Raw genomic sequence first — 25,523 nt, forward strand, 5'->3', positions numbered from 1 at the left:
ACGGGGCTGGCGCACAATAGGGGGACGCAAGGCTGAAGGGGAACATGCCATGAGCGCCGAGGACCTCGAGAAGTACGAGACCGAGATGGAGCTGAAGCTCTACCGGGAGTACCGCGATGTCGTCGGTCTGTTCAAATACGTGATCGAGACCGAGCGGCGTTTCTATCTCACCAACGACTACGAGATGCAGGTGCACTCGGTCCAGGGTGAGGTCTTCTTCGAAGTTTCCATGGCGGACGCCTGGGTCTGGGACATGTACAGGCCGGCGAGGTTCGTCAAGCAGGTGCGGGTGCTCACGTTCAAGGACGTGAATATCGAGGAGCTCAACAAGAGCGACCTCGAGCTTCCGAGTGGCTGACTTTTCCACAACTGACGAGTAGTCCACCAAGATCCACTTGTTGGCGGTGATCGCGGCACATTCGGTTCCGGAGGTGGAACCGGATGAACGCGAAGAATGCCACAGGAGCTCTCGGCCGGTACGGCGAGGAGCTCGCGGCGCGCAGGCTCGTCGAGGGCGGCATGACCGTCCTGGAGCGCAACTGGCGCTGCCGCGCGGGAGAGATCGACATCGTCGCCCGGGACGGCGACGCACTGGTCGTCTGCGAGGTCAAGACCCGCAGGGCCGGACCGTTCGAACACCCGATGCAGGCCCTCAGGTCCACGAAGGCGGAGCGGCTGCGCCGCCTTGCCGAGCGCTGGGTGCACGAGCACGGGGGACCGCCGCCGGGCGGGGTGCGTATCGACCTGGTCGGGGTGGTGCTGCCCCGGCGCGGGGCGCCGCTCGTCGAGCATGCACGGGGGGTGGCGTGAGATGGGGTTCGCGCGCACGTGCTCGGTGGCCCTGGTCGGGGTCGAGGGCGTGGTGGTCGAGGTCCAGGCGGACCTGGAGCCGGGAGTGGCCGCCTTCACGCTGGTGGGACTGCCGGACAAGAGTTTGATCGAGAGCCGGGACCGAGTGCGGGCGGCCGTCGTCAACTCGGGCGCCGACTGGCCGCAGAAGAAGCTCACGGTGGGCCTCAGTCCCGCCTTCGTCCCCAAAAGCGGGAGCGGATTCGATCTCGCTGTCGCGGTGGCGGTACTGGGGGCGGCCGAGCGCATCGACCCCCGGGAGATCGCCGATCTGGTGATGATCGGAGAACTGGGGCTCGACGGGAGGGTCCGGCCGGTGCGCGGGGTCCTGCCGGCGGTCCTCGCCGCCGCCGAAGCCGGGTACCGGCAGGTCGTCGTACCGGAACAGACGGCGGCGGAGGCCGCGTTGGTGCCCGGGGTGTCGGTCCTCGGCGTGCGGAACCTGCGCCAGCTGATCGCCGTGCTGACCGGCTCCGAGGTGCCGGAGGAGGAGCGGGCCGAGGAGGGGCGGCCCGACGCCATGCTCGCGGGGCTGGTGGTGCCGGGCGCGGGGGTGGGGACCGGGCTTGCGGTCGGTGACAGGAGTGGTGGGGGCGACGGTCCGGATCTCGCGGAGGTCGCCGGTCAGCACGCGGCGCGTACCGCCCTGGAGGTTGCTGCCGCGGGAGGCCACCACCTCCTGCTCCACGGGCCGCCGGGAGCGGGCAAGACGATGCTGGCGGAGCGGATGCCCGGGGTCCTGCCGCCGCTGACCAGGCGGGAGTCGCTGGAGGTGACCGCCGTGCACTCGGTGGCGGGCATCCTGCCACCCGGCGAGCCCCTGGTGAGGACACCGCCGTACTGCGCCCCGCACCACTCGGCGACGATGCAGTCGCTGGTGGGCGGTGGCAACGGGCTGCCGAGGCCCGGAGCCGTCTCGCTGGCGCATCGAGGAATTCTCTTTCTGGACGAAGCTCCCGAGTTCAGCGGGCGGGCCCTGGACTCGTTGCGGCAGCCGCTGGAGTCGGGGCATGTGGTGGTGGCGCGGAGCGCGGGGGTGGTGCGGCTGCCCGCCCGGTTCCTGATGGTTCTGGCGGCCAATCCGTGTCCCTGCGGACGGCACACCCTGCACGGATCGGGGTGCGAGTGCCCGCCGTCGGCGATCCGCAAGTACCAGGCCCGGTTGTCGGGGCCGCTGCTCGACCGGGTCGACCTGCGGGTCGGGGTCGAGCCGGTACAGCGCGCCGACCTTATGGGCCAGGGCGGGCGCGGTGAGTCGACGGCGGCGGTCGCGGAGCGCGTACGCGAAGCGAGGGCGCGGGCGGCCGCGCGGCTGGAAGGCACTCCGTGGAACACCAACAGTGACGTGCCGGGGCATGAGCTGCGTACCCGCTGGCAGCCGGCGCCCGGGGCCCTCGGGGCTGCCGAGCGGGACATGGAACGCGGGCTGCTGACGGCCCGTGGCCTCGACCGGGTGCTGCGCGTGGCCTGGACCGTCGCCGATCTTGCCGGGCGGGACCGGCCCGACGAACGCCATGTCGACCTGGCGCTGGAGCTGCGTACGGGGGTCGCGCGGGGCGCCCCCGCGCTGATCGGAGGTAAGGGGTGAGCGGGGCAGCGGGCGAGGAGACGGCGGAGGGGACAGCCGTGGGGGCGGTCGAGGGCGTGGCCCTTGAGGTGCGTGAGCGGGAGCGGCTGGCCAGGGCGGCGCTGACGCGGGTCATCGAGCCGGGGGACGAGGCCGGCGGGCGGTGGCTTCGGGAGTGCGGGGCGGTGGAGCTGATGCGCAGGCTCACCTCGCTCGACTTCGAGGAAGCGGCCGAGGTGCTGACCGGCGTGACGGGGAAGCGCCTCGGTGGCTACCGGATGCGGGCGGCGTCGGCCGACCCCGCGCGGGACCTGGCGGCTGTGGCCGCGGTCGGGGGTCGGTTCGTGTGCCCCGGCGACGAGGAGTGGCCCGGGCAGCTCGACGACCTGGGGGACGGCCGGCCGGTCGGGTTGTGGGTGCGCGGGGGGCCGCATCTGCGGATGTGGGCGCTGCGGTCCGTCGCCGTCGTCGGGGCCCGGGCCTGTACGTCGTACGGGGCACACATGGCGGCATCGCTGGGCGCCGGGCTCGCGGAGCGCGGCTGGGTCGTGGTGTCCGGGGCCGCGTTCGGGGTCGACGGCGCCGCCCACCGGGGCGCCCTGGCCGCGGGCGGGGCCACCGTCGCGGTGCTGGCCTGCGGGGTCGACGTCGTCTATCCGCGCGGGCACGCCGAGTTGATCGGGCGCATCGCGGAACAGGGGCTGGTGGTGGGGGAGTTGCCGCCCGGAGGTCATCCCACGCAGAGCCGGTTCATCCTCCGGAACCGGGTGATCGCCGCCCTCACCCGGGGCACTGTCGTGGTGGAGGCGGAGTACCGCAGTGGCTCGCTGGTCACGGCGCGCAGCGCGCAGCGGCTCGGACGTTTCACGATGGGCGTGCCCGGCCCCGCCACCAGCGGACTCTCGGCGGGCGTGCACGAACTGCTGCGGGGCGAGGGCGTGCTGGTCACCGACGCCGCGGAGGTGGTGGAGCTGGTCGGGGGGATCGGTGATCTCGCCCCGGCGCGCCGGGGGCCCGTACTGCCCAGGGATCTGCTGGACCCGGTCGCGGCTCTGGTGCTGGAGTCGTTGCCGGCCCGCGGCTCCGTCGACGCGCGCGGCGTCGCCCGGGGCGCGGGGACCACCCCCGACGACGCACTCGGCAAGCTGTACGAACTGCACTCCTTGGGGTTCGTGGAACGGCGGGGTGACGGCTGGCAGTTGACGCCGGGGGCCCTACACCATGCGAACGTGCGGCGAGGCGGTACTTGACCAGCGGCATTCGGGTGAAAAGGTACTGGTGATGACCTTCTCAGCCCTCCCTGAACCCTCTCCTGGGCCGTCGTACACGGTGACGGCCCGGGAGAGGGGAGTGTTTCCCGGCATTCAACTTGAAGGGGGCCATCCCATATCCTGCGCGGACTGCGACACCGCAGTCACGCTACGCTCACGAGGATTCCCGCCCAGAAGCAAGACTCCCCCGACGTCACAGCAGAACGGCTCAAGGCAACGCATGCCCCAGCACACCTCCGGGTCTGACCGCGCGGCAGTGCCACACGCGGCGCGTGGCAGCGTGCGGCCCGCCGCACCCTCGTCGGTCGACGAGTTGTGGCGGTCGTACAAGACCACGGGCGACGAGCGGCTGCGGGAGCAGCTGATCCTGCACTACTCGCCGCTGGTGAAGTACGTCGCGGGGCGGGTGAGCGTCGGGCTGCCGCCCAATGTCGAGCAGGCCGACTTCGTCTCCTCCGGAGTCTTCGGACTCATCGACGCCATTGAGAAGTTCGACATCGAGCGGTCCATCAAGTTCGAGACCTACGCGATCACCCGCATCCGCGGCGCCATGATCGACGAACTGCGGGCCCTGGACTGGATCCCCCGCTCGGTGCGGCAGAAGGCCAAGGCGGTCGAGCGCGCCTACACGACGCTGGAGGCGCAGTTGCGCCGTACGCCCACCGAGAGCGAAGTCGCTGCGGAGATGGGCATCCTGCTGGAGGAACTGCACGCTGTTTTCAGCCAGTTGTCGCTGGCGAACGTCGTCGCCCTGGAAGAGCTGCTGCACGCCGGGGGTGAGGGCGGCGACCGGCTGAGTCTGATGGACACGCTGGAGGACACCCACGCCGACAACCCGGTCGAGGTGGCCGAGGACCGGGAGCTGCGCCGGCTGCTGGCTCGTGCCATCAATACGCTTCCCGAACGTGAGAAGACCGTGGTCACGCTGTACTACTACGAAGGCCTCACTCTCGCCGAGATCGGCAATGTCCTCGGGGTCACCGAGAGCCGGGTCAGCCAGATCCACACCAAGTCGGTGCTCCAGCTGAGGGCGAAGCTGGCCGACGCGGGGCGCTGACGACGGCGCTGAATCGTCCCTGCCGCTCTTGTTGCGTCGTTCGTTACATCGTCATCGCGGCGGCTCATCCGTAGAGTGGGACCGTGCCAAGGATTCGAGCGGCCTCGGTGGCCGAGCACCGGACGATGCAGCGCGGCGCCCTGCTGGACGCTGCCCGCTCCCTGCTGTCCGAAGGCGGTACGGAAGCGCTGACCTTCCCCGCCCTCGCTGAGCGCACCGGCCTCGCCCGGTCGTCCGTGTACGAGTACTTCCGTTCCCGCGCCTCCGTCGTCGAAGAGCTGTGCGCCGTCGACTTCCCGGTCTGGGCCGCGGAGGTCGAGAGCGCGATGGAGCGGGCCGGCACCCCGGCCGGCAAGGTCGAGGCGTACGTACGTGCGCAGCTCGTCCTGGTCGGCGACCGGCGTCACCGCGCCGTCGTCGCCATCTCCGCCAGCGAGCTCGACGCGGGGGCCCGCGAGAAGATCCGCGCCGCGCACGGCGGTCTGGTGACGATGATCGTCGAAGCGCTCGGCGAGCTCGGCCACGAGCAGCCGCGGCTGGCGGCGATGATGCTCCAGGGGGTCGTCGACGCCGCGGTGCGGCGCATCGAGCTCGGTGCGGCGGAGGATCCGGGCGTGATCGCTGATACGGCTGCGGCGATGGCGCTGCGCGGGGTCCAGGGCTGACCACCCGCTCCCGCGGCGGGCACTGTCGTGCGCATCGCGTCGGCCGGACCTGTCGCCGGAGGCGGCGGGACTCCCGGAACACCGAAGACCGGCAGTAGGCGCGGCGGGCCCCGGTGGAGACGGTGCGGTGGGAGCAGCGTCAGTGGGTCCAGGTAGGTCTTCCCTCTGCGCAGGCCCCAGTGAAGGCAGCCGGACGGGCAGTGGAACGGGCCGTTCTGAAGTACGCCCACCACTTGGCCGGCTCTCACCTCCTCCCCCTTCCCGACCAGTGCGCGCACCGGTTCGTACGTCGTCCGCAGCGGCGGTTCGCCCGTACCCGGCAACGTGATGGACAGGACCCCGCGCCCGGCCACCGGGCCCGCGAAGAAGACCCGCCCCGCGGCCGCGGCCCTTACCGGCTCACCCGGCTCGGCTGCCAGGTCCGCGCCGCGGTGGCCTGCCGAGTAGGGGGTCGGGGGCGGCTCCCAGGCCCGTACTACCAATGGGCGCTCGCCCACTGGCCACACCGTCGTCGCATCAGGGATCACACCGGCGGTGGTGAGCATCGCGGTGATCAGGGTCAGGACCAGCACAGTCATTCGTCGCATCCACAAACCGTGGCGTGACGAGACGATTCGTGGGGATCATGACCCCGATCTGTGGATGGCGGACCGGTTGTGGACATCGCCGTCACCCGGCACTGCGTAGGTCCCGTACACTTCTTGTGGCGATCCGGGTCACCGGGTCGACTTCGCACGCCCCGCCACCACACCCTCTCTGCGGTCGGTGGCCGCGCCGCTCGGTCCTTCACGGCACGGCGCATGGGGCGTCAGGCGCGACCGCAATCCTGCGGACGCGGCAAACCGAGTAACTCAAGGAGTACGGCCATGGCCGTCGTCACGATGCGGGAGCTGCTGGAAAGCGGCGTCCACTTCGGTCACCAGACCCGTCGTTGGAACCCGAAGATGAAGCGATTCATCTTCACGGAGCGCAACGGCATCTACATCATCGACCTGCTCCAGTCGCTGTCGTACATCGACCGCGCCTACGAGTTCGTCAAGGAGACCGTCGCCCACGGCGGCTCCATCATGTTCATCGGCACCAAGAAGCAGGCGCAGGAAGCGATCGCCGAGCAGGCGACGCGCGTGGGCATGCCCTACGTCAACCAGCGCTGGCTCGGCGGCATGCTGACCAACTTCTCCACCGTCTACAAGCGCCTTCAGCGTCTGAAGGAGCTTGAGCAGATCGACTTCGACGATGTGGCCGCGTCCGGCCTCACGAAGAAGGAGCTCCTGGTCCTCTCCCGCGAGAAGACCAAGCTGGAGAAGACCCTCGGCGGTATCCGCGAGATGTCCAAGGTGCCCAGCGCCGTCTGGATCGTGGACACCAAGAAGGAGCACATCGCCGTCGGTGAGGCGCGCAAGCTCCACATCCCGGTCGTCGCGATCCTCGACACCAACTGCGACCCCGACGAGGTCGACTACAAGATCCCGGGCAACGACGACGCGATCCGCTCCGTCACCCTGCTCACCCGCGTGATCGCCGACGCCGTCGCCGAGGGCCTCATCGCCCGTTCCGGCGCCGCCACCGGCGACTCCAAGCCGGGCGAGAAGGCCGCCGGCGAGCCGCTCGCCGAGTGGGAGCGCGACCTGCTCGAGGGCGACAAGAAGGCTGACGAGGCTCCGGCCGCCGACGCCGAGGTCCAGACCTCCGCCGAGACCGAGAAGGTCGCCGACGCCGAGCAGGCCGACGAGGCTGCCGCTCCGGCCGCCGAGGCCACCGAGGTCGTCGAGGCCGAGGCTGCTGCCCCGGCCGCCGAGGCCGACAAGGCCTGACACCCGTCACGGTTGACGACGGCGGGGGAGGGCGCGACGAGCGCCCGCCCCCGCCGCCACCCGTAGATCTTCGTTTCGACTTCGAAAGAGATTCACAGATCATGGCGAACTACACCGCCGCGGACGTCAAGAAGCTCCGCGAGCTCACCGGCGCGGGCATGATGGACTGCAAGAAGGCCCTGGACGAGGCCGACGGCAGCGTCGACAAGGCCGTAGAGGCCCTGCGCATCAAGGGTCAGAAGGGCGTCGCCAAGCGCGAGGGCCGTTCCGCCGAGAACGGTGCCGTCGTCTCCCTCATCTCCGACGACAACACCTCCGGTGTCATCGTCGAGCTGAAGTGCGAGACGGACTTCGTCGCCAAGGGCGACAAGTTCCAGGCCGTCGCCAACGCGCTCGCCGCCCACGTCGCCGCCACGTCCCCGGCCGACATCCCGGCGCTCCTCGCGTCCGAGATCGAGCCCGGCAAGACCGTCCAGGCGTACGTCGACGAGGCCAACGCCAACCTCGGCGAGAAGATCGTCCTGGACCGCTTCGCGCAGTTCACCGGCGCCTTCGTCAGCGCGTACATGCACCGCACCATGCCCGACCTGCCCCCGCAGATCGGTGTCCTGGTCGAGCTGGACAAGGCCGACGCCGAGCTGGCCCGTGGCATCGCCCAGCACATCGCCGCCTTCGCGCCGAAGTACCTGGACCGCGACGAGGTCCCCGCCGAGGTCGTCGAGGCCGAGCGCCGCGTCGCCGAGGAGACCACCCGCGCCGAGGGCAAGCCCGAGGCCGCGCTCCCGAAGATCGTCGAGGGTCGCGTCAACGGCTTCTTCAAGGAGGCCACCCTCCTCGGCCAGCCGTACGCCCTGGACAACAAGAAGTCCGTCCAGAAGGTCCTGGACGAGGCCGGTGTCACCCTGAAGCGCTTCTCGCGCATCAAGGTCGGCATCTAGTCCGTTTCAGCGATCGAGCGTAGACCCCGCTAGGGTCTACAGCAGTCGGCCGCGTACGTAACGGACGACCGCAGATCTTACGAGGAGGCCATTGCCGCGCACGGGACTCAGCACCCACCGGCAATGGCCTTCTTCGTATGTGCACTAGGAGATCTCCATGACGAATACCCAGAAGAGCGACGACGGCAAAGTGACCGGCCGTTTCATGCTGAAGCTGTCCGGCGAGGCGTTCGCGGGCGGCGGCGGCCTGGGTGTGGACCCTGACGTGGTGCACGCCATCGCGCGGGAGATCGCCGCCGTCGTGCGCGACGGTGCGGAGATCGCGGTCGTCATCGGCGGCGGCAACTTCTTCCGTGGCGCCGAGCTCCAGCAGCGCGGCATGGACCGGGCCCGCTCGGACTACATGGGCATGCTCGGTACGGTCATGAACTGCCTCGCACTCCAGGACTTCCTGGAGAAGGAAGGCATCGACAGCCGCGTGCAGACCGCCATCACCATGGGCCAGGTCGCGGAGCCGTACATCCCGCTGCGCGCCGTGCGCCACCTGGAGAAGGGCCGGGTCGTCATCTTCGGCGCCGGCATGGGCATGCCCTACTTCTCCACCGACACCACCGCCGCCCAGCGGGCCCTGGAGATCGACGCCGAGGTCATGCTGATGGGCAAGAACGGTGTCGACGGGGTCTACGACTCCGACCCCCGGGCCAACCCCGCCGCCGTCAAGTTCGACGCGCTCGAGTACGGCGAGGTCATCACCCGGGACCTCAAGGTCGCCGACATGACGGCGATCACCCTCTGCCGGGACAACAATCTTCCGATCCTCGTCTTCGAGCTGCTCGCCGAGGGCAATATCGCGCGGGCGGTCAAGGGTGAGAAGATCGGCACGCTCGTGAGCGACCGGGGCACCCGGGCCTGACCGGAGGATGGACAAACACTCTGCCGGTCGGACACCGTGCAGAGAAGACGCGCACATTCACAGACGCAGGTTCACAGGGTCTGTTCATGCAGTTCATGCCGGGCCCGATCGAGACACGCAGGAGCAAGTGGTGATCGAAGAAATCCTCCTCGAGGCCGAGGAGAAAATGGAGAAGGCCGTCGTGGTGGCCAAGGAGGACTTCGCCGCGATCCGTACCGGCCGTGCGCACCCGGCGATGTTCAACAAGATCGTGGCCGACTACTACGGCGCGCTGACGCCGATCAACCAGCTGGCCTCCTTCTCGGTTCCCGAGCCGCGGATGGCGGTCGTGACGCCGTTCGACAAGAGCGCGCTGCGCAACATCGAGCAGGCGATCCGCGACTCCGACCTGGGCGTCAACCCCAGCAACGACGGCAACATCATCCGGGTGACGTTCCCCGAGCTGACGCAGGACCGCCGCAAGGAGTTCATCAAGGTCGCCAAGACCAAGGCCGAGGACTCCAAGATCTCGATCCGCGCCGTCCGCCGCAAGGCCAAGGAGACCCTCGACAAGCTCGTCAAGGACAAGGAGTCCGGCGAGGACGAGGTCCGCCGTGCGGAGAAGGAGCTCGACGACACCACCGCGAAGTACGCCGCGCAGGTGGACGAGCTGCTCAAGCACAAGGAAGCCGAGCTGCTCGAGGTCTGATGAACGACTCTTCCTGGGGGGCCCCGGCGCGGGGCGACTACGCCGCCGCGTGGGGACCCTCCGACCAGGGGCATGCCCCGGCGGGTCCCGCCTACGATGCGCATCAGGCCGAGCAGACTCGCCCCATGCCCATCGTGCCGCCCGAGGAGCCCATGCCCACCCCGCCGACGCCCCCGCAGAAGAAGCGTGCGGGGCGTGATCTGCGTGCCGCCATAGGGGTGGGCGTGGGACTCGGCGCGGTGATCATCGCGTCGCTGTTCATCTGGAAAGCCGCCTTCGTCGGCGTGATAACGGTCGCTGTGGTGGTCGGGCTGTGGGAGCTGACCTCGCGGCTGGAAGAGCGCAAGGGGATCAAGGCTCCGCTGGTGCCGCTCGCGGTCGGCGGAGCCGCGATGGTCGTGGCGGGGTACGTCAGGGGCGCGGAGGGCGCGTGGGTCGCCATGGCGCTCACCGCGCTCGCGGTGCTCGTCTGGCGGATGACCGAACCTCCCGACGGCTACCTCAAGGACGTCACGGCGGGCGTCTTCGCGGCGTTCTACGTACCGTTCCTGGCGACGTTCGTCGCGATGATGCTGGCGGCCGACGACGGTGCGCAGCGGGTCCTGACCTTCCTGTTGCTGACAGTGGTCAGCGACACCGGGGCGTACGCCGTGGGCTGGCGCTTCGGCACGCACAAGCTCGCCCCGCGCATCAGCCCCGGGAAGACGCGGGAAGGGCTGGGCGGCGCGGTCGCCTTCGCCATGGCGGCGGGCGCCTTGTGCATGGAGTTCCTCGTGCACGACGGCACGTGGTGGCAGGGGCTGGTGATCGGTTTCGTCGTGGCCGCGAGCGCGACGCTCGGTGACCTCGGCGAGTCCATGATCAAGCGGGATCTCGGCATCAAGGACATGGGCACACTGCTGCCGGGCCACGGCGGCATCATGGACCGGCTCGACTCCTTGCTGCCGACCGCTCCGGTGGTCTGGCTGCTGCTTGTGATCTTCGTAGGTACTGGCTGACCTGCGCGTCTTCCGGCGAGGGGCTTGTCGTCCACAGGCGGCAGGCCCCTTTCCGTACGTCTGCGACACTGGAAGAACCATGCCTGTACCTGGAGAACTCACTTTCGTCGCGCCGCGCGGAGCCAAGAAGCCCCCGCGGCATCTCGCCGACCTCACGCCCGCCGAGCGTCGCGAGGCCGTGGCCGCGATCGGCGAGAAGCCGTTTCGCGCCAAGCAGCTGTCGCAGCACTACTTCGCGCGGTATGCGCACGACCCGGCCGAGTGGACCGACATCCCCGCCGGCTCGCGCGAGAAGCTCCAGGCGGAGCTGCTGCCCGAGCTGATGACCGTACTGCGCCACATCAGCTGCGACGACGACACCACCCGCAAGACGCTGTGGAAGATGCACGACGGGACGCTCGTCGAGTCCGTCCTGATGCGTTACCCGGACCGGGTCACCATGTGCATCTCGTCGCAGGCCGGGTGCGGCATGAACTGTCCGTTCTGCGCGACCGGGCAGGCCGGCCTCGACCGCAACCTGTCGACCGCCGAGATCGTGCACCAGATCGTCGACGGCATGCGCGCCCTGCGCGACGGCGATGTTCCGGGCGGCCCCTCGCGGCTGTCCAACATCGTCTTCATGGGCATGGGCGAGCCGCTCGCCAACTACAAGCGCGTGGTGGGTGCGATTCGTCGGCTCACCGACCCGGAGCCGGACGGGCTCGGGCTGTCGCAGCGCGGCATCACCGTCTCGACCGTGGGCCTGGTTCCGGCAATGCTGCGGTTCGCCGACGAGGGCTTCAAGTGCCGCCTCGCGGTCTCGCTGCACGCCCCGGACGACGAGCTGCGCGACACCCTCGTGCCGGTCAACACGCGCTGGAAGGTGCGGGAGGTGCTGGACGCGGCGTGGGAGTACGCCGAGAAGTCCGGCCGCCGGATCTCCATCGAGTACGCCCTGATCCGCGACATCAACGACCAGGCGTGGCGCGGTGACCTGCTGGGCCGCCTCCTCAAGGGCAAGCGGGTGCACGTCAACCTGATCCCGCTGAACCCGACCCCGGGCTCGAAGTGGACCGCCTCCCGTCCCGAGGACGAGAAGGCATTCGTCGAGGCGATCGCGGCTCACGGCGTGCCCGTGACCGTACGGGACACCCGTGGCCAGGAGATCGACGGAGCGTGCGGGCAGCTGGCGGCCACCGAGCGCTAGGCCGGTGAGAGGGCCCGTGTAACGTGGGCCGCACATTTACATATTCCGACAGGGGAGCGCCACAGCGCTGAGAGTGCGGTACGCCGCAGACCCTCTGAACCTTGCCCAGGTCATTCTGGGTAGGAAGTTCGGTCGCTACTCGAGCTGTTGCGCCCTGCCCGTTTTCCACCGGGCAGGGCCGCGTCTCTTCCTGGATGTCCCATCCCAGGAGGAATTCAGTGAGCACCACCAAGAAGTTCGCGGTCACGGCTCTGGCCGCCGCGCTCGGCGTCTCGACCCTCGCGGCATGCGGGGGCAAGGACGACTCCGGGTCCGGCGACGGGCAGAAGAAGTCCAAGGCCGTGACGCTCGTCAGCCACGACTCGTTCAACGCCTCCGACGCCGTACTGAAGGCGTTCACCAAGGAGACCGGCTACACGGTCAAGGTACTCAAGAGCGGGGACGCGGGCGCCGCCCTCAACCAGGAGATCCTCACCAAGGGCTCCCCGCGCGGCGACGTCTTCTTCGGTGTCGACAACACGCTGCTCTCGCGCGCCCTCGACAACGGCATCTTCACGCCGTACGAGGCCAAGGGGCTGGGCGCGATACCCGAAGGTGTCCAGCTCGACGGTGACAAGCACCGCGTCACGCCCGTCGACACCGGCGACATCTGCGTCAACTACGACAAGAAGTACTTCGCCGACAAGAAGCTCGCGCCGCCGAAGTCCTTCGACGACCTGATCAAGCCCGCGTACAAGAACCTCCTCGTCACCGAGAACGCCGCGACCTCCTCGCCCGGCCTCGGCTTCCTGCTCGGCACGGTCGGGCAGTACGGCGACGACGGCTGGCAGGGTTACTGGAAGAAGCTCAGGGCGAATGGGGTCAAGGTCGTCGACGGCTGGGAGCAGGCGTACAACGAGGAGTTCTCCGGCTCCGCGGGCGGTAGGAAGGCGAAGGCCGACCGGCCGCTCGTCGTCTCGTACGCCTCCAGCCCGCCCGTCGAGGTGCTGTACGCCGAGCCGCAGCCCAAGGAGGCGCCGACCGGCGTCGCGACCGGCACCTGCTTCCGGCAGACCGAATTCGCGGGACTGCTGACCGGCGCGAAGAACGAGGAGGGCGGCAAGGCGCTCATCGACTTCCTCATCGGGAAGAAGTTCCAGGAGGACATGCCGCTGAACATGTTCGTGAACCCGGTGGTCAAGGACGCGAAGCTGCCCGAGCTGTTCACGAAGCACGGCGTGGTCGTCGACAAGCCGCAGACCGTGGCCCCGGACAAGATCGCTGACAACCGCGAGCAGTGGGTCAAGTCGTGGTCCTCGCTCGTCCTGAAGTAGGCAGGGCCATGCGCGGGAGCGCGGTGCGGCTCGGCCTCATGGCCGTGCCCGTCGCGTTCTTCGCGGTCTTCTTCGCCTATCCCGTGACCGCGATCGTCGGGCGCGGGCTCGAGGTGGACGGCGTGTGGCAGTTCGGCCGGATCGGTGAGGTGCTCGCCGATCCGGACATCACCGGTGTCCTGTGGTTCACCACGTGGCAGGCACTCGCCTCGACGGCGCTGACCCTGCTGATCGCGCTTCCCGCGGCGTACGTCTTCGCCCGGCTCGACTTCCCCGGCAAGCAGCTGCTGCGCGCCGTGGTCACCGTGCCCTTCGTGCTGCCGACGGTCGTCGTCGGGACCGCCTTCCTGGCGCTCCTCGGACGGGGCGGGCTGCTGGACGAGCTGTGGGGCGTACGGCTCGACACCAGCGTGTGGGCCATCCTGCTCGCGCACGTGTTCTTCAATTACGCGGTGGTCGTACGGACCGTGGGCGGCCTGTGGTCGCAGCTCGACCCGCGCCAGGAGGAGGCGGCGCGGGTGCTCGGCGCCGGGCGCTTCGCCGCCTGGCGGCGGGTGACGCTGCCGGCGCTGGTGCCGGCCGTCGCGGCCGCCGCGCTGATGGTCTTCCTGTTCACGTTCACCTCCTTCGGCGTCGTACAGATCCTCGGCGGGCCCGCCTACTCCACCCTCGAGGTGGAGATCTACCGGCAGACCGCGACGTTCCTGGACCTGCCGACGGCGGCCGTGCTGACGCTGGTGCAGTTCGCGGCGGTGGGCGCGATTCTCGCCGTACACGCGTGGACCGTACGGCGCAGGGAGAGCGCGCTGAAGCTGGTCGACGCGGCGCAGACCTCGCGGCCGCCGCGCGGGGCCGGGCAGTGGGCGCTGCTCGGCGGAGTGCTGGCGACGGTGGCGGCGCTGATCCTGGTGCCGCTCGGGGTGCTCGTGGAGCGGTCGCTGGACGGGCCCGACGGGTACGGGTTCGGGTACTACCGGGCGCTTCAGTCGGCAGGCGCGAGCGGGGGCACCTTCCTCGTACCGCCGCTGGAGGCGGTCTGGAATTCGCTGGCGTACGCCCTGGCGGCCACCGCCGTCGCGCTGCTCGTCGGCGGGCTCGCCGCGGCCGCGCTGACCCGGCGGGCGGGGCGGCTGGTGCGCGGCTTCGACGCGCTGCTGATGCTCCCGCTGGGCGTTTCGGCGGTGACGGTCGGCTTCGGTTTCCTCATCACGCTCGACCGGCCGCCGCTGGACTTGCGTACGTCGTGGATTCTGGTGCCGCTGGCGCAGGCGCTGGTGGGTGTGCCGTTCGTCGTACGGACGATGCTGCCCGTACTCCGCGCGGTCGACGCGCGGCTGCGCGAGGCGGCGGCGGTGCTCGGGGCGTCGCCGCTGCGGGCGTGGCGGGAGGTCGACCTGCCGATGGTGCGGCGGGCGCTGCTGGTCGCCGCCGGGTTCGCCTTCGCCGTATCGCTGGGCGAATTCGGGGCGACCGTGTTCATCGCGCGGCCCGACAATCCGACGCTGCCGGTGGCCGTGGCACGGTTGCTCGGGCGGGCCGGGGACTTGAACTACGGGCAGGCGATGGCCCTGAGCACGATTTTGATGGTGGTGTGCGCGGTGTCGCTGCTGATTCTCGAACGCATGCGGCCCGACCGATCCGGAGCCGGGGAGTTCTGATGTTGCGACTGGACGGGGCGACCGTACGGTTCGGGAAGCGGGCCGTGCTCGACGACGTGGACCTGGAGGTCGCCGACCACGAGATCGTGTGCGTGCTCGGGCCGAGCGGCAGCGGGAAGTCCACGCTGCTGCGGGTCGTCGCGGGGCTGCAGACGGCGGACGCCGGGCGGGTGCTGCTCGACGGCCGTGACCAGCGCGGGGTGCCGGTGCACCGGCGGGGGGTCGGCCTGATGTTCCAGGACCATCAGCTCTTTCCGCAGCGGGACGTCGGCGGGAATGTCGCCTTCGGGCTGCGGATGCGGGGTGCGGGAAAGGCGGAACAGGCGCGCCGGGTCGGTGAGCTGCTGGAGATGGTCGGCCTGCCGGGCGCCGGGCGGCGCGCGATCGGCACGCTGTCGGGCGGCGAGCAGCAGCGGGTCGCGCTGGCGCGGGCGCTGGCCCCGGAGCCGAAGCTGCTGATGCTCGACGAGCCACTGGGGCAGCTGGACCGTGGCCTGCGTGAGCGCCTTGTGGTCGAGCTGCGTCAGCTCTTCGGGCGGTTGGGTACGACCGTGCTGGCCGTCACGCACGACCAGGGCGAGGCCTTCGCGCTCGCCGACCGGGTGGTGGTCATGCGGGAGGGGCGGATCGCGCAGACCGGTACGCCGCTGGAGGTCTGGCAGCGGCCGGCCTCGGAGTTCGTCGCGCGCTTTCTCGGCTTCGACAATGTCGTGGCGGCGACGGTCAGTGGTGAGGCCGCCGACACGGTGTGGGGCAAGATCCCCGTTCCGGCGGGGACCGCGCCGGGGGAGACTCGGCTGCTGGTCCGGCCGGCGGGGGTCAGGATGGTGCCGGCCGAGGACGGGCTGCCGTGCGTGGTGACGGGGCGGACGTTCCGGGGCAACCATGTCGCCGTACTGCTGCAGCCGGTGGGGGCGCCGTCGCTGGAGGCGGAGTGTTCGCTGCGGGACGCGCCCGAGGAGGGGGCCGAGGTGGGCGTCGCCTTCGCCGCGGACGATGTCGTGGTGCTGGAGGCCCTCGCGCCGGGCGACGACGAGTCCCAGCGCCTCGGCGGACTGCTCAAGACTGATCGTCGCGCCTGACAGCCCGACCGGGGGCCCGGCCGGTGTTCGCGCGTGCGGCTTTGCCGGTCGGCGTCAGGTGCTCGTTCCCGCGCGGACCAGGCCCAGTTCGTACGCCAGGATCACCGCCTGCGCGCGGTCTCTCAGCCCCATCTTCGTGAAGAGACGGTTGATGTGGGTCTTCACGGTGTGGTCGGTGATCGTCAGCCGGCGGGCGATGTCGGCGTTCGACAGGCCCTGCGCGATCAGCACCAGCACCTCGACCTCGCGGGCGGTCAGTTCCTCGACCGTACGGACCGGCCGCGGGGCGGAGCGTGCGCTGATGAACTGTCCGATCAGCCGTTTCGTGATCTCCGGCGAGAGCAGCGCGTTCCCGGCCGCCACCACCCTCACCGCGTGCAGGAGTTCGGGGAACGTCGCGTCCTTGAGCAGGAAGCCGCCCGCCCCGGCGGCCAGCGCCTCGTACACGTACTCGTCCAGACCGAAGGTCGTCAGCATCAGCACCTTCGTCGCGCCGTCGGACGCGGCGAGGATCTCGCGGGCCGCCTCGATGCCGTTCTTGTGCGGCATGCGGATGTCGAGCAGGGCCAGGTCGGGACGTGTCTCGGCGGCGACACGGACCGCCTGGGCGCCGTCCTCGGCCTCGCCGACCACCTCGATGTCGTCCTGGGTGCCGAGCAGGCTCACGAAGCCCGTCCGCACGACCGCCTGGTCGTCGGCCACCATCGCCCTGATCACCAAGGCAGCTCCCCCTCCACCAGAAATCCGCCGTCCGGGCCCGGGCCGGCACTCAGCCTGCCGCCGACCAGCGCCGCCCGCTCACGCATCCCGGTCAGCCCGTGGCCGGTCGTTCCCGGTGCGGCGGGCCCCGGTCCGTCGTCGGCTATGCGCAGTGCCAGCCGGTCCGGACCGTAGTCGATCTCCACCACCGTACGGGCCCCGGGCGCGTGCTTGCGCGCGTTGGTCAGCGCCTCCTGCACGATGCGGTACGCCGACAGTTCCCACGCGGCGGGCAGCGGGACCTGCTCGCCGGTGACCTTGAGCTCCGCCTCGCCGCCCACCGCCCGGTGCTGGTCCAGCAGTTCGTCGAGGTGGGCGAGGGTCGGCTGCGGCGCCGTGAGAGCCGTGCCGTCCTGCGGTGAACGCAGCACGCCGAGGAGGCGGCGCAGCTCGGCCATCGAGGAGCGGGCGGTGGACGCGATCTGCTGGAAGCCGTCGCGCGCGGCGGGGGTGAGTCCCGGAGTGGTGTACGTCGCGCTCTCCGCCTGCACCGCGATCATCGACACCGAGTGGGAGACGATGTCGTGCAACTCGCGGGCGATGGCGGCCCGTTCGTCCTCGGCGGCCTGCTGCCGTTCCAGCGCGATCAGCTGGGCCTGGGACTGGGCGCGTTCCTGCCTGGTTTCCTCTCGGGCGCGTACCGCGTCACCCATCGACACGGCTCCGAGCAGCACCACCGACAGTACGAACGCCTCGGCGAAGAGCCCCAGCGAACCGGGGCCACCGAGCGAGGGCACCGGCAGTCCGTCCTGCCGCGACCAGCTCGCTATGTGCGCCAGGTTCACGGCGAGGGAGCCGAGCGTGCCGCCCGCGACGAGGATCGCCGGGTGGTGGACGCGGTGGCGGCCGAGCGTGTAGAAGCCGACGAGCCCGCTGATGATGGTGCAGATGTAGAGGCTGCTGTCCGCCGCGAAACTGACCAGTCCGGCGGCGACCGTGAGTACGGCGACGGGCGGGCACGAGCGCCGCCACATCAGTGAGGCGGCGGAGAGCAGCACACCGGTCGCGATCGTCACCGAGCCGGGGTAGGCGAACAGTTCCGCGACCGCGCAGACCGTCAGTGCGCCACCGGTGATCCAGGGGTAGGCGGGGGCGGCGATCCAGGCGCGGAAGCGCTGCCGAGGGGACGAACTCATGCTCCCATTCTTCGGACTGGGCCGGCGGTGTGCGTCACCGCACGGGTTGAGGCGGCCGCCGGATGTCATGCCACGGGTTGACGGCAAGGATCGGATTCCCGTTTGACGCCGTGGGGGCGGGTGATTTCTAGCGTTGCACGCATGAGTGATCTCCGACATGAGCGGTACGGATGGGCCGCCTGCGCGGCCGCAGCGCTCGCGCTCGCCGCGCTGTCGGACCTCACGCCCCACCGGGTGTGGGGCCTGGTCGCGGCCCTTGGCTACGGCCTCGCCGCGCTCGCTGTCTCCCGGGCGCTCAACGCCTCGCGGGCGGTCGCCGTGGCCGGCGCGGTCGTGGTGCCGCTCGGCGTCCTCGTCGCCACCGGGCTCGCGCAGCTCGAAGTGGCCGTCGTGGAGCGTTCCGGGGAGCTGCTGCGGGCGACCGGCAGCCCGTACCTCCCCGAACCCTCCGCCGTGGCCGACTTCAACCCGTACCTGCCGGGCATGGCGGTCTTCGGCCTGCTGCCCGGCGACAGCCGTTGGTGGATGGGTGCGGTGTTCGTGGGTGCGTCGGCCGCCATCGCGGGTCGGTGCACGAGGACGGCATGGCTGATCGCGTGCCCGGTCGTCGCGCTGCCCCTGTGCGTGGGGGGCACGGACCTGCCGGTCGTGGGGCTGATGTGCCTCGGGACCGCGCTGGCGGGGCAGGGCCGGTCCTGGCAGGCGGGGCTGGTGCTCGGCGCGGCCGCCGCGCTCAAGTGGACGGCCTGGCCCGCGCTCGCGGTGGCTTTCGCGCTTCTCGCCGTACGGAACGGAGTGCGCCCGGCGGCGCGTTTCGCCGCCGTGGCCCTGGCGACCGCGTCGGCCGCCGTCGCGCCGTTCGCCCTCGCGGGCCCCGGCGGTTTCTACGCGAACGTCGTCGCCTTCCCGCTCGGCCTCGGTACGGCGGCCTCGCCCGCGGCCAGCCCGCTGCCCGGCCACCTCCTCGCCGCGTATGTGCCCGGCGGCACGGTGATCGCCCTGTCGCTGCTCGCCGTGAGCGCTCTGCTGCTCGCAGCCTCCCTGTTCGTACGCCCGCCCCTCACCGCCCTCGCCGCCGCCGACCGCCTCGCGCTCGGCCTCGGGCTCGCGATGTCCCTGATGCCGGCCACTCGTTTCGGCTACCTCGTCTACCCGCTGGTGCTCTGGGCGCTGCCCCGGTGCGCGCGGCCGGTGCCCGCCCCGCGAAAGGCCCTGACATGACCCGCACGCTCGTCGTCACCAACGACTTCCCGCCCAGGCAGGGCGGCATCGAAACCTTCGTGCATGCCATGACCAGCCGGTTTCCCGCCGGTGGAGTGGTCGTGCACACCTCGTCCGAGCCGGGTTCGGCGGCGTACGACGCGACTCTCCCGTACCCCGTCGTCCGCGAACCCGTGCGGACGCTGCTGCCCACCCGGCGGACCGCCGCCCGATCGGCCGCGATCGCCCGCCGGTACGGCTGCGACCGGGTGTGGTTCGGGGCCGCGGCGCCGCTGGGGCTGATGGCGGAGCGGCTGCGCCGCGAGGCCGGTATACGGACCGCTGTCGCGACGACGCACGGCCACGAGGTGTGGTGGGCGCGCACGCCGGGCGCGCGGACGCTGCTGCGGAGGATCGGGGCGCGGGCCGACACGGTGACGTACCTCGGGGCGGGCACCCGTACCCCCATCGCGGCGGCACTCGGGCCAGGCGCGCGGTTGGAGCGGCTCGTTCCCGGGGTCGACGTCACGGCTTTCCGGCCCGGTCTCGACGCGGCGCCGGTGCGGGAGCGGTACGGCCTCGGGGACCGGCCGGTGATCCTGTGCGCCGCGCGGCTCGTGGCCCGCAAGGGGCAGGACACGCTGATCAGGGCGCTGGGGAAGGTGCGGTGCGAGGTGCCGGGCGCTGTGCTGCTGCTCGTCGGAGGCGGTCCGTACGAGCGCGGGCTGCGGAGGATCGCCGCCGAGTACGAGGTCACGGACTCCGTCGTGTTCGCGGGCGGTCACCCGCACGACGCCATGCCGTCCTTCTACGCCGCCGCCGATGTCTTCGCGATGCCGTGCCGTACGCGAAGGCGCGGGCTGGAGGTGGAAGGGCTCGGGATCGTCTTCCTGGAGGCGGCCGCTTGCGGACTGCCGGTCCTGGTGGGCGACTCGGGCGGGGCGCCGGACACCGTGCGGGACGGGGAGACGGGGTATGTCGTCGACGGGCGGTCGGGCGCGGCGGTCGCCGAACGGCTGGTGCGGATGCTCTCCGACCCCCTTCTCGCCCGGGCGATGGGCGAGAAGGGGCGGTACTGGGTGGGTACGGAGTGGAGCTGGGACCGGTCGTACGAGCGGCTGGCGGGGTTACTTCGCCGATAGGCGGGCCAGCGCCGCCGGGGCCTCTTCGACGGTGTCGACCAGGGCGATGCGGGACTCCATCGGGCGGCCCTTGGCCAAGGACTGGAGGAGGGACCAGGTGGGGAGCTTCTCGGTCCAGTGGGCGTGGTTGACGAGGACCATGGGCGTCGGTTCACCGCGCGACTCGTAGTAGTTGGGGGTCGCGTTGTCGAAGATCTCCTGGACCGTGCCGGCCGCGCCGGGCAGGAAGACGACGCCGCCGTTGCAGCGTGCGAGGAGGCCGTCCTCGCGGGTGGCGTTGGCGAAGTACTTGGCGATGTGGCCGGCGAAGGGGTTCGGCGGCTCGTGACCGTAGAACCAGGTGGGAATGCCGATGGAGTCGCCGCCGGACGGCCAGCGGTCGCGTACGTCGAAGGCGGCGCGGGCCCAGTCGGTGATGGAGGGGGTGAAGGACGGGGTCTTGGCGAGGAGTTCGAGTGCGTCGTCGAGCGCGCCGTCGTCCTGGAGCGGGGCCATGTACGCGCCGAGGTTCGCGGCCTCCATCGCGCCGGGGCCGCCGCCGGTGGCGACGGTCAGGCCGCTGCGGGCGAGGGTACGGCCGAGGTGGGCGGCGCCGGTGTAGGCGCTGGTGCCGCGGGCCATGGCGTGGCCGCCCATGACGCCGACGACGCGTGCGCCGGCGAGGTGTTCGTCGAGGGCGTCGGAGACGGCGTCGTCGTGGATTGAGCGGAGCATCGAGGCGAATATGTCGCCGTCGGCCTTCGTGCGCTGGAACCAGGCGTAGGCGAGGGCGTCGGGGGTCGCTTCGTACCCCTCATCCAGATGCTCGAAGAGGGCTTCGGCGGTGTAGAGGAGCCCGCGGTACGGGTTGAAGGGCAGGTCGGGGACGGGCGGGAACACGAGCGCGCCGTCCGCGCGGACCTTGGCGAGGCCGTCGGGGTGCATGGGGCAGCCGAGGAAGACGGCGCCGGATGTGGCGACGGCGAGGAGATCGGGGGTACGGGCCGTCAGGTCGACAGCCTGTACGCGAAAGCCGTCGAGTGAGCCGCGCGCGACGGCTTCGTCGAACTCGGCGAGGGTTTCGATCTCGCGATCGTGGGCGGGGTCGTGGGCGCGGTCCGTGAGTCGATGCACGCGAAGATGCTAGGCGGTACGTGGCGCAGGGCCGGGGGGCGCCCCCGCAGCGCCCGGCCGAGGCCGCGGCCGCGGGCTTCTCCTCCGTGGTGCGGTGCGCCGGCGGGGTGCGTCCGGGGTGGCAGGGGCAGGTGGGGGCGGCGGGGTCAGGTGGTCAAGGGGATTGCTGCCAAGGCTGCCAGGGCGATGGTCACCGGGGTGAAGACCGCGAGGACCGCTGCCGCCCTCAGGGCCGCTGCCGTGCGCAGCGTCTGGGCCGGGGCGCCCAGGCCCACCAGCGCTTCGGTGGTCGCGGTGCGGGACTGTTTCGCCTCCAGGGTCGCCGTCAGCAGCGTGGCGACCGTGCACGCCGTCACCAGCGCCGCGCCCAGGCCCGTCAGAGGGCCGAGGGGGGCGGGGGAAGAGCCGGCGCCGTACAGGGTCGCCGCCGCGATCGCCGCCGACGCCACCGCGCACACCACGCCCAGCGGGCGGCCGATGCGGCGGGCCTCGTCCATCAGGACGCGGCCCGCCAGCAGCCGGACCGCACCGGGGCGTACGGACTGGAGAAGGCGTCCCGAGAGGTACGTCAGGCCGGGGCCGGCCAGGGCCAGGCCGAGGGCGGTGAGTACCCAGCCCGCCAGGACACCGGCCGGGACGACGTCGAGCCTGCCCGGCAGCGGGAGCGGCGCACCGGGACGGCCCCGGCTCGCGTACGTCTCGACCGCGAGGCCCGCCGTGACGAGGGCCACCCCCCACGGCAGGCCGGTAGGGGGAACGAGGGGTGCGGGCTCGTCGTCCGGGTGCTTCGGCGTGCGGCGCGGGCGCAGGGCCAGGGCGCACGCCGTCGCCGCCGCGACCGGCACCACGCACAGCAGCGTGAGCACGGCCGCCGGCGGCAGCGGCTGGCCCGCGGCCAGCAGCTCCGCCCCCGCACCGTCGAACGGCATCCCGGAGAGGTCCCCGCGCAGGTGGAGAAAGAAGAGGAGGGCGAGCGCGCTGCCCAGCGTGCACGAGACCGCCGTGGAGGCCGCCGCCAGCGCCGCCAGGCGGACCGGGCCGAGGCCCACCGCGGAGAGCCCGGCGCGCGGCGGGTTCGTACTCGGGTCGGTACGGGCCACCGCCACCGCGAAATAGACCGTGGCCGCCAGCGGCGGCAGGCACCACAGCAGGCGCCGCACCGAACCCGTGGACTGCTCGGGATGGCCCAGCGCGTAACCCAGGGTGCACAGGAGCAGGAAACCTACGCCGCCCGACGCCGCCGCGACCAGCAGCCGGCGCAGCAGGACCAGCGGTTGGGCGCCGCGGGCTAGACGGAGAGCGAGCACGCGGCCCGGCCTTCCGCACCGTCGGCGCCGTCCAGCTGTACGGAGTTCACCCGGCGCCCGTCGAGCAGCGCCACCGTACGGTCCGCGAGCGCCGCCACCTGCGCGTCGTGCGTCGCGAGGAGAACGGTGATCCGGTGCGAGCGGGCCGCGGTGGTGAGCGTACGCAGCACCTGGGCCCGGTCCGTGCGGTGCAGCGGCGCCGTCGGCTCGTCCGCGAAGATCACTGACGGGGTGCTGATCAGGGCGCGGGCGACGGCGACCCGCTGGCGCTGGGACTGCAGGAGCGCGGCCGGGCGCTTGCGGGCGATCATGCCGATGTCGAGCCGCTCCAGCCACTCCATGGCGGCCTTCTTGGCGGCGCGGTGCGAGGTGCCGTTCAGGAGGAGGGGGAGAGCGGCGTTCTCCCAGGCTTTCAGTTCCGGTACGAGCCTGGGCTCGGGGTCGATCCAGCCGAACCGGTCGCGGCGCAGCCGCTCGCGCAGCGGGAGGCTCATGGTGTGGACGGGCGTGCTGTTGAACCACACCTCGCCCTCCTGGGGGACGAGCCGGCCGGAGAGGCATCGCAGGAGGGTTGTCTTACCGCTGCCGCGCGCACCGCTGACGGCGAGGATCTCACCCTCGCGCACACCCAGCGAGACGCCGGTGAGGGCGGGGGATCCGCCGTGGGAGTAGTGCAGGGAGCGTGCCCACAGCACATCGTTGTCGGGCGGGGCCACCATGGCGTACACCTCACGTCTTGAGTGTCAGCAGATATCCCGTCCCCCGTACGGGGGAACGAAGACGGGGCCGATCGGTCACTGCACCGTAAGGATTCGAGGCGTGGTGGCGTGGCAAGCGCGCGGCCCGGATGCGTCCGTTCTCACTCGAACGGGCGCATCCGGGCCGCGATTGGGTCATACGATCAGAGCAAGCTCAGACGTTGACCGACTGCTCCGGGATCAGAGCTTGGTCCAGGCCTCCGTGAGCACCTGGCGCAGGATCCCCTCGATCTCGTCGAAGGTCTCCTGGGTGGAGATCAGCGGCGGGGCGAGCTGGACGACCGGGTCGCCACGGTCGTCGGCGCGGCAGTACAGGCCGTTCTCGAAGAGGGCCTTGGAGAGGAAGCCGTAGAGCACGCGCTCCGTCTCCTCGTCCGTGAAGGTCTCCTTCGTGGCCTTGTCCTTCACCAGCTCGATGCCGTAGAAGAAGCCGTTGCCGCGTACGTCGCCGACGATCGGCAGGTCGAGCAGCTTCTTCAGCGTCGAGTGGAACGCGTCCTCGTTGTCGAGCACGTGCTGGTTGAGACCCTCGCGCTCGAAGATGTCGAGGTTCGTGCAGCCGACCGCCGCGGAGACCGGGTGGCCACCGAAGGTGTAGCCGTGCAGGAAGGTGTTCTCACCCTTGTAGAACGGCTCGGCGAGCTTGTCCGAGATGATGCACGCGCCGATCGGGGAATAGCCCGACGTCATGCCCTTGGCGCAGGTGATCATGTCCGGTACGTAGTCGAACTTGTCGCACGCGAACATCGTGCCGAGGCGGCCGAAGGCACAGATGACCTCGTCCGACACGAGCAGCACGTTGTACTTGTCGCAGATCTCGCGGACCCGCTGGAAGTACCCGGGCGGCGGCGGGAAGCAGCCACCGGCGTTCTGCACCGGCTCCAGGAAGACGGCGGCGACGGTTTCCGGGCCCTCGAACAGGATCTCCTGCTCGATCTGGTCGGCGCACCAGCGGCCGTAGGCCTCCGGGTCGTCGCCGTGGATCGTGGCGCGGTAGATGTTGGTGTTCGGGACCTTGTGCGCGCCCGGGACGAGCGGCTCGAAGGGGGCCTTCAGAGCCGGCAGGCCGGTGATCGACAGGGCGCCCTGCGGGGTGCCGTGGTAGGCGACCGCGCGGGAGATGACCTTGTACTTGGTCGGCTCGCCGGTGAGCTTGAAGTACTGCTTGGCAAGCTTCCAGGCGGTCTCGACGGCCTCGCCACCACCGGTGGTGAAGAAGACCTTGTTGAGGTCACCGGGCGCGTAGTTGGCGAGGCGCTCGGCCAGCTCTACGGCCTTGGGGTGCGCGTACGACCAGATCGGGAAGAAGGCCAGCTCCTGCGCCTGCTTGTACGCGGTCTCGGCGAGCTCGTGACGACCGTGGCCGGCGTTCACCACGAACAGGCCGGAGAGGCCGTCGAGGTACTTCTTGCCCTTGTCGTCGTAGATGTAGGTGCCCTCACCACGCACGATGGTGGGCACGGGTGCGTTCTCGTAGGACGACATGCGGGTGAAATGCATCCACAGGTGGTCGTACGCGGTCTTGGAGAGGTCCTGGCTCACGACTATCGGGTTCCCCACATATAGGTCTGCTTCTTCAGCTTGAGGTAGACGAAGCTCTCGGTGGATCGCACGCCGGGGAGCGAGCGGATCCTTTTGTTGATCACTTCGAGCAGGTGGTCGTCGTCCTCACAGACGATCTCCACCATGAGGTCGAAGGAGCCCGCGGTCATCACCACGTACTCGCATTCGGCCATGGCTGTCAGCGCTTCGGCGACGGGATCGAGGTCGCCCTCGACATTGATGCCGACCATGGCCTGCCGCCGGAGGCCCACGGTGAGCGGGTCGGTGACGGCGACGATCTGCATGACACCCTGGTCGAGCAGCTTCTGTACGCGCTGGCGTACGGCCGCCTCGGAGAGGCCGACGGCCTTGCCGATGGAGGCGTAAGGACGGCGTCCGTCCTCCTGGAGCTGCTCGATGATCGCCAGAGAGACGGCGTCGACCGTTGGGGACGAGCCGTTCCCTGTTCTGGAATCTGCGCTTCTACTGGCCACGTCTTCACTGTGCACGACGTCTCGCCTGTTCCGCAACCCCAAACCGATGAAATTCGTTGTTTGAGGCACGGGA

At 70.7% G+C, this 25,523-nt stretch carries 24 protein-coding genes and 1 pseudogene; 17 read left to right on the forward strand and 8 right to left on the reverse strand.

Translation table 11 applies throughout. The features are described from left to right. Positions 1-49: 49 nt before the first annotated feature. From AC1P0E_RS24700 to AC1P0E_RS24725, 6 genes are all read left to right on the forward strand, one after another. Complete coding sequence (locus tag AC1P0E_RS24700; protein WP_003993268.1) at positions 50-358, forward strand: DUF2469 domain-containing protein; 309 nt, start codon at positions 50-52, stop codon at positions 356-358. An 83-nt stretch (positions 359-441) separates the two neighbouring features. Continuing rightward, entirely contained in the window at positions 442-810 is a 369-nt protein-coding gene (locus AC1P0E_RS24705; protein WP_482744305.1) for a YraN family protein, read from the forward strand. A 1-nt stretch (position 811) separates the two neighbouring features. Beyond that, the gene (locus tag AC1P0E_RS24710) at positions 812-2,437 is read left to right on the forward strand and encodes a YifB family Mg chelatase-like AAA ATPase (RefSeq protein WP_482744306.1); all 1,626 of its coding nucleotides are present in this window, start codon (positions 812-814) and stop codon (positions 2,435-2,437) included. 38 nt (positions 2,438-2,475) lie between these two features. After that, on the forward strand, positions 2,476-3,666 hold the full coding sequence (gene dprA / locus AC1P0E_RS24715; RefSeq protein ID WP_482745888.1) for a DNA-processing protein DprA: 1,191 nt from the start codon (positions 2,476-2,478) through the stop codon (positions 3,664-3,666). Positions 3,667-3,907: 241 nt separating this feature from the next. After that, on the forward strand, positions 3,908-4,744 hold the full coding sequence (gene whiG, locus AC1P0E_RS24720; protein WP_482744307.1) for an RNA polymerase sigma factor WhiG: 837 nt from the start codon (positions 3,908-3,910) through the stop codon (positions 4,742-4,744). A 107-nt stretch (positions 4,745-4,851) separates the two neighbouring features. After that, a complete protein-coding gene (locus AC1P0E_RS24725) occupies positions 4,852-5,409 on the forward strand; it encodes a TetR/AcrR family transcriptional regulator (protein WP_482745889.1) in 558 nt (185 codons plus the stop codon). Between the two features lie 74 nt (positions 5,410-5,483). On the opposite strand, the pseudogene AC1P0E_RS24730 reads toward AC1P0E_RS24725, so the two are convergent. Continuing rightward, positions 5,484-5,996 (reverse strand): annotated as a pseudogene (locus AC1P0E_RS24730) (murein hydrolase activator EnvC family protein); the annotation flags it as partial. 279 nt (positions 5,997-6,275) lie between these two features. Here AC1P0E_RS24730 and rpsB point away from each other — a divergent pair. The 9 genes from rpsB to AC1P0E_RS24775 all read left to right on the forward strand — a co-directional run bounded on the left by rpsB (position 6,276) and on the right by AC1P0E_RS24775 (position 15,999). Further along, on the forward strand, positions 6,276-7,223 hold the full coding sequence (rpsB, locus tag AC1P0E_RS24735; protein ID WP_482744308.1) for a 30S ribosomal protein S2: 948 nt from the start codon (positions 6,276-6,278) through the stop codon (positions 7,221-7,223). A 101-nt stretch (positions 7,224-7,324) separates the two neighbouring features. Beyond that, a complete protein-coding gene (gene tsf / locus AC1P0E_RS24740) occupies positions 7,325-8,161 on the forward strand; it encodes a translation elongation factor Ts (protein WP_482744309.1) in 837 nt (278 codons plus the stop codon). A 157-nt stretch (positions 8,162-8,318) separates the two neighbouring features. Next, a complete protein-coding gene (gene pyrH, locus AC1P0E_RS24745; protein ID WP_482744310.1) occupies positions 8,319-9,074 on the forward strand; it encodes a UMP kinase in 756 nt (251 codons plus the stop codon). 130 nt (positions 9,075-9,204) lie between these two features. Continuing rightward, the gene (frr, locus tag AC1P0E_RS24750) at positions 9,205-9,762 is read left to right on the forward strand and encodes a ribosome recycling factor (RefSeq protein WP_482744311.1); all 558 of its coding nucleotides are present in this window, start codon (positions 9,205-9,207) and stop codon (positions 9,760-9,762) included. Beyond that, complete coding sequence (locus tag AC1P0E_RS24755; RefSeq protein WP_482744312.1) at positions 9,762-10,760, forward strand: phosphatidate cytidylyltransferase; 999 nt, start codon at positions 9,762-9,764, stop codon at positions 10,758-10,760. Before frr ends, AC1P0E_RS24755 begins: the two co-directional genes overlap by 1 nt. Positions 10,761-10,839: 79 nt before the next feature. Further along, a complete protein-coding gene (rlmN, locus tag AC1P0E_RS24760; protein WP_482744313.1) occupies positions 10,840-11,946 on the forward strand; it encodes a dual-specificity RNA methyltransferase RlmN in 1,107 nt (368 codons plus the stop codon). 218 nt (positions 11,947-12,164) lie between these two features. After that, the gene (locus AC1P0E_RS24765; RefSeq protein ID WP_482744314.1) at positions 12,165-13,259 is read left to right on the forward strand and encodes a thiamine ABC transporter substrate-binding protein; all 1,095 of its coding nucleotides are present in this window, start codon (positions 12,165-12,167) and stop codon (positions 13,257-13,259) included. 38 nt (positions 13,260-13,297) lie between these two features. After that, the gene (locus AC1P0E_RS24770) at positions 13,298-14,917 is read left to right on the forward strand and encodes an ABC transporter permease (protein ID WP_482745890.1); all 1,620 of its coding nucleotides are present in this window, start codon (positions 13,298-13,300) and stop codon (positions 14,915-14,917) included. After that, a complete protein-coding gene (locus tag AC1P0E_RS24775; RefSeq protein ID WP_482744315.1) occupies positions 14,917-15,999 on the forward strand; it encodes an ABC transporter ATP-binding protein in 1,083 nt (360 codons plus the stop codon). Before AC1P0E_RS24770 ends, AC1P0E_RS24775 begins: the two co-directional genes overlap by 1 nt. 54 nt (positions 16,000-16,053) lie before the next feature. Here AC1P0E_RS24775 and AC1P0E_RS24780 read toward each other — a convergent pair whose 3' ends face one another. Both AC1P0E_RS24780 and AC1P0E_RS24785 read right to left on the reverse strand, forming a co-directional pair. Then, positions 16,054-16,719 carry a response regulator gene (locus AC1P0E_RS24780; protein WP_482744316.1) on the reverse strand — a complete coding sequence of 222 codons (666 nt, stop codon included), beginning with the start codon at positions 16,717-16,719 and terminating at the stop codon, positions 16,054-16,056. Further along, positions 16,713-17,894: a sensor histidine kinase gene (locus AC1P0E_RS24785; protein WP_482744317.1), complete on the reverse strand. Its 1,182-nt coding sequence runs from the start codon at positions 17,892-17,894 to the stop codon at positions 16,713-16,715. The genes AC1P0E_RS24780 and AC1P0E_RS24785 overlap by 7 nt, the downstream gene beginning before the upstream one ends. A 141-nt stretch (positions 17,895-18,035) precedes the next feature. On the opposite strand from AC1P0E_RS24785, the gene AC1P0E_RS24790 reads away from it, so the two are divergent. Both AC1P0E_RS24790 and AC1P0E_RS24795 read left to right on the forward strand, forming a co-directional pair. Next, entirely contained in the window at positions 18,036-19,115 is a 1,080-nt protein-coding gene (locus AC1P0E_RS24790) for a glycosyltransferase 87 family protein (protein WP_482744318.1), read from the forward strand. Beyond that, complete coding sequence (locus tag AC1P0E_RS24795) at positions 19,112-20,236, forward strand: glycosyltransferase family 4 protein (protein WP_482744319.1); 1,125 nt, start codon at positions 19,112-19,114, stop codon at positions 20,234-20,236. The genes AC1P0E_RS24790 and AC1P0E_RS24795 overlap by 4 nt, the downstream gene beginning before the upstream one ends. On the opposite strand, the gene AC1P0E_RS24800 is transcribed toward AC1P0E_RS24795, so the two are convergent. The 5 genes from AC1P0E_RS24800 to AC1P0E_RS24820 form a co-directional block, all read right to left on the reverse strand. Beyond that, complete coding sequence (locus AC1P0E_RS24800) at positions 20,222-21,349, reverse strand: LOG family protein (protein ID WP_482744320.1); 1,128 nt, start codon at positions 21,347-21,349, stop codon at positions 20,222-20,224. The genes AC1P0E_RS24795 and AC1P0E_RS24800 overlap by 15 nt on opposite strands. Positions 21,350-21,495: 146 nt before the next feature. Further along, positions 21,496-22,656, reverse strand: a complete 1,161-nt coding sequence (locus AC1P0E_RS24805; RefSeq protein WP_482744321.1) for a hypothetical protein — start codon at positions 22,654-22,656, stop codon at positions 21,496-21,498. After that, positions 22,638-23,375 (reverse strand): ABC transporter ATP-binding protein, encoded by a 738-nt coding sequence (locus AC1P0E_RS24810; protein ID WP_482744322.1) that lies wholly within the window; start codon positions 23,373-23,375, stop codon positions 22,638-22,640. Before AC1P0E_RS24810 ends, AC1P0E_RS24805 begins: the two co-directional genes overlap by 19 nt. 219 nt (positions 23,376-23,594) lie before the next feature. Continuing rightward, the gene (locus tag AC1P0E_RS24815) at positions 23,595-24,974 is read right to left on the reverse strand and encodes an aspartate aminotransferase family protein (protein WP_482744323.1); all 1,380 of its coding nucleotides are present in this window, start codon (positions 24,972-24,974) and stop codon (positions 23,595-23,597) included. Further along, positions 24,959-25,465 carry an Lrp/AsnC family transcriptional regulator gene (locus AC1P0E_RS24820; RefSeq protein WP_215133344.1) on the reverse strand — a complete coding sequence of 169 codons (507 nt, stop codon included), beginning with the start codon at positions 25,463-25,465 and terminating at the stop codon, positions 24,959-24,961. The genes AC1P0E_RS24815 and AC1P0E_RS24820 overlap by 16 nt, the downstream gene beginning before the upstream one ends. Positions 25,466-25,523 lie beyond the last annotated feature (58 nt).

Source organism: Streptomyces sp. TRD_SC_5, from assembly GCF_056836825.1.

Coding starts and splice junctions, on each gene's coding strand:
- tsf (WP_482744309.1), top strand. CDS start 7,325: ATGGCGAACTACACCGCCGCGGACGTCAAGAAGCTCCGCGAGCTCACC.
- AC1P0E_RS24790 (WP_482744318.1), top strand. CDS start 18,036: ATGAGTGATCTCCGACATGAGCGGTACGGATGGGCCGCCTGCGCGGCC.
- AC1P0E_RS24795 (WP_482744319.1), top strand. CDS start 19,112: ATGACCCGCACGCTCGTCGTCACCAACGACTTCCCGCCCAGGCAGGGC.
- AC1P0E_RS24705 (WP_482744305.1), top strand. CDS start 442: ATGAACGCGAAGAATGCCACAGGAGCTCTCGGCCGGTACGGCGAGGAG.
- rpsB (WP_482744308.1), top strand. CDS start 6,276: ATGGCCGTCGTCACGATGCGGGAGCTGCTGGAAAGCGGCGTCCACTTC.
- AC1P0E_RS24785 (WP_482744317.1), bottom strand. CDS start 17,894: ATGAGTTCGTCCCCTCGGCAGCGCTTCCGCGCCTGGATCGCCGCCCCC.
- AC1P0E_RS24770 (WP_482745890.1), top strand. CDS start 13,298: ATGGCCGTGCCCGTCGCGTTCTTCGCGGTCTTCTTCGCCTATCCCGTG.
- whiG (WP_482744307.1), top strand. CDS start 3,908: ATGCCCCAGCACACCTCCGGGTCTGACCGCGCGGCAGTGCCACACGCG.
- AC1P0E_RS24775 (WP_482744315.1), top strand. CDS start 14,917: ATGTTGCGACTGGACGGGGCGACCGTACGGTTCGGGAAGCGGGCCGTG.
- AC1P0E_RS24810 (WP_482744322.1), bottom strand. CDS start 23,375: ATGGTGGCCCCGCCCGACAACGATGTGCTGTGGGCACGCTCCCTGCAC.
- pyrH (WP_482744310.1), top strand. CDS start 8,319: ATGACGAATACCCAGAAGAGCGACGACGGCAAAGTGACCGGCCGTTTC.
- AC1P0E_RS24755 (WP_482744312.1), top strand. CDS start 9,762: ATGAACGACTCTTCCTGGGGGGCCCCGGCGCGGGGCGACTACGCCGCC.
- AC1P0E_RS24700 (WP_003993268.1), top strand. CDS start 50: ATGAGCGCCGAGGACCTCGAGAAGTACGAGACCGAGATGGAGCTGAAG.
- rlmN (WP_482744313.1), top strand. CDS start 10,840: ATGCCTGTACCTGGAGAACTCACTTTCGTCGCGCCGCGCGGAGCCAAG.
- AC1P0E_RS24710 (WP_482744306.1), top strand. CDS start 812: ATGGGGTTCGCGCGCACGTGCTCGGTGGCCCTGGTCGGGGTCGAGGGC.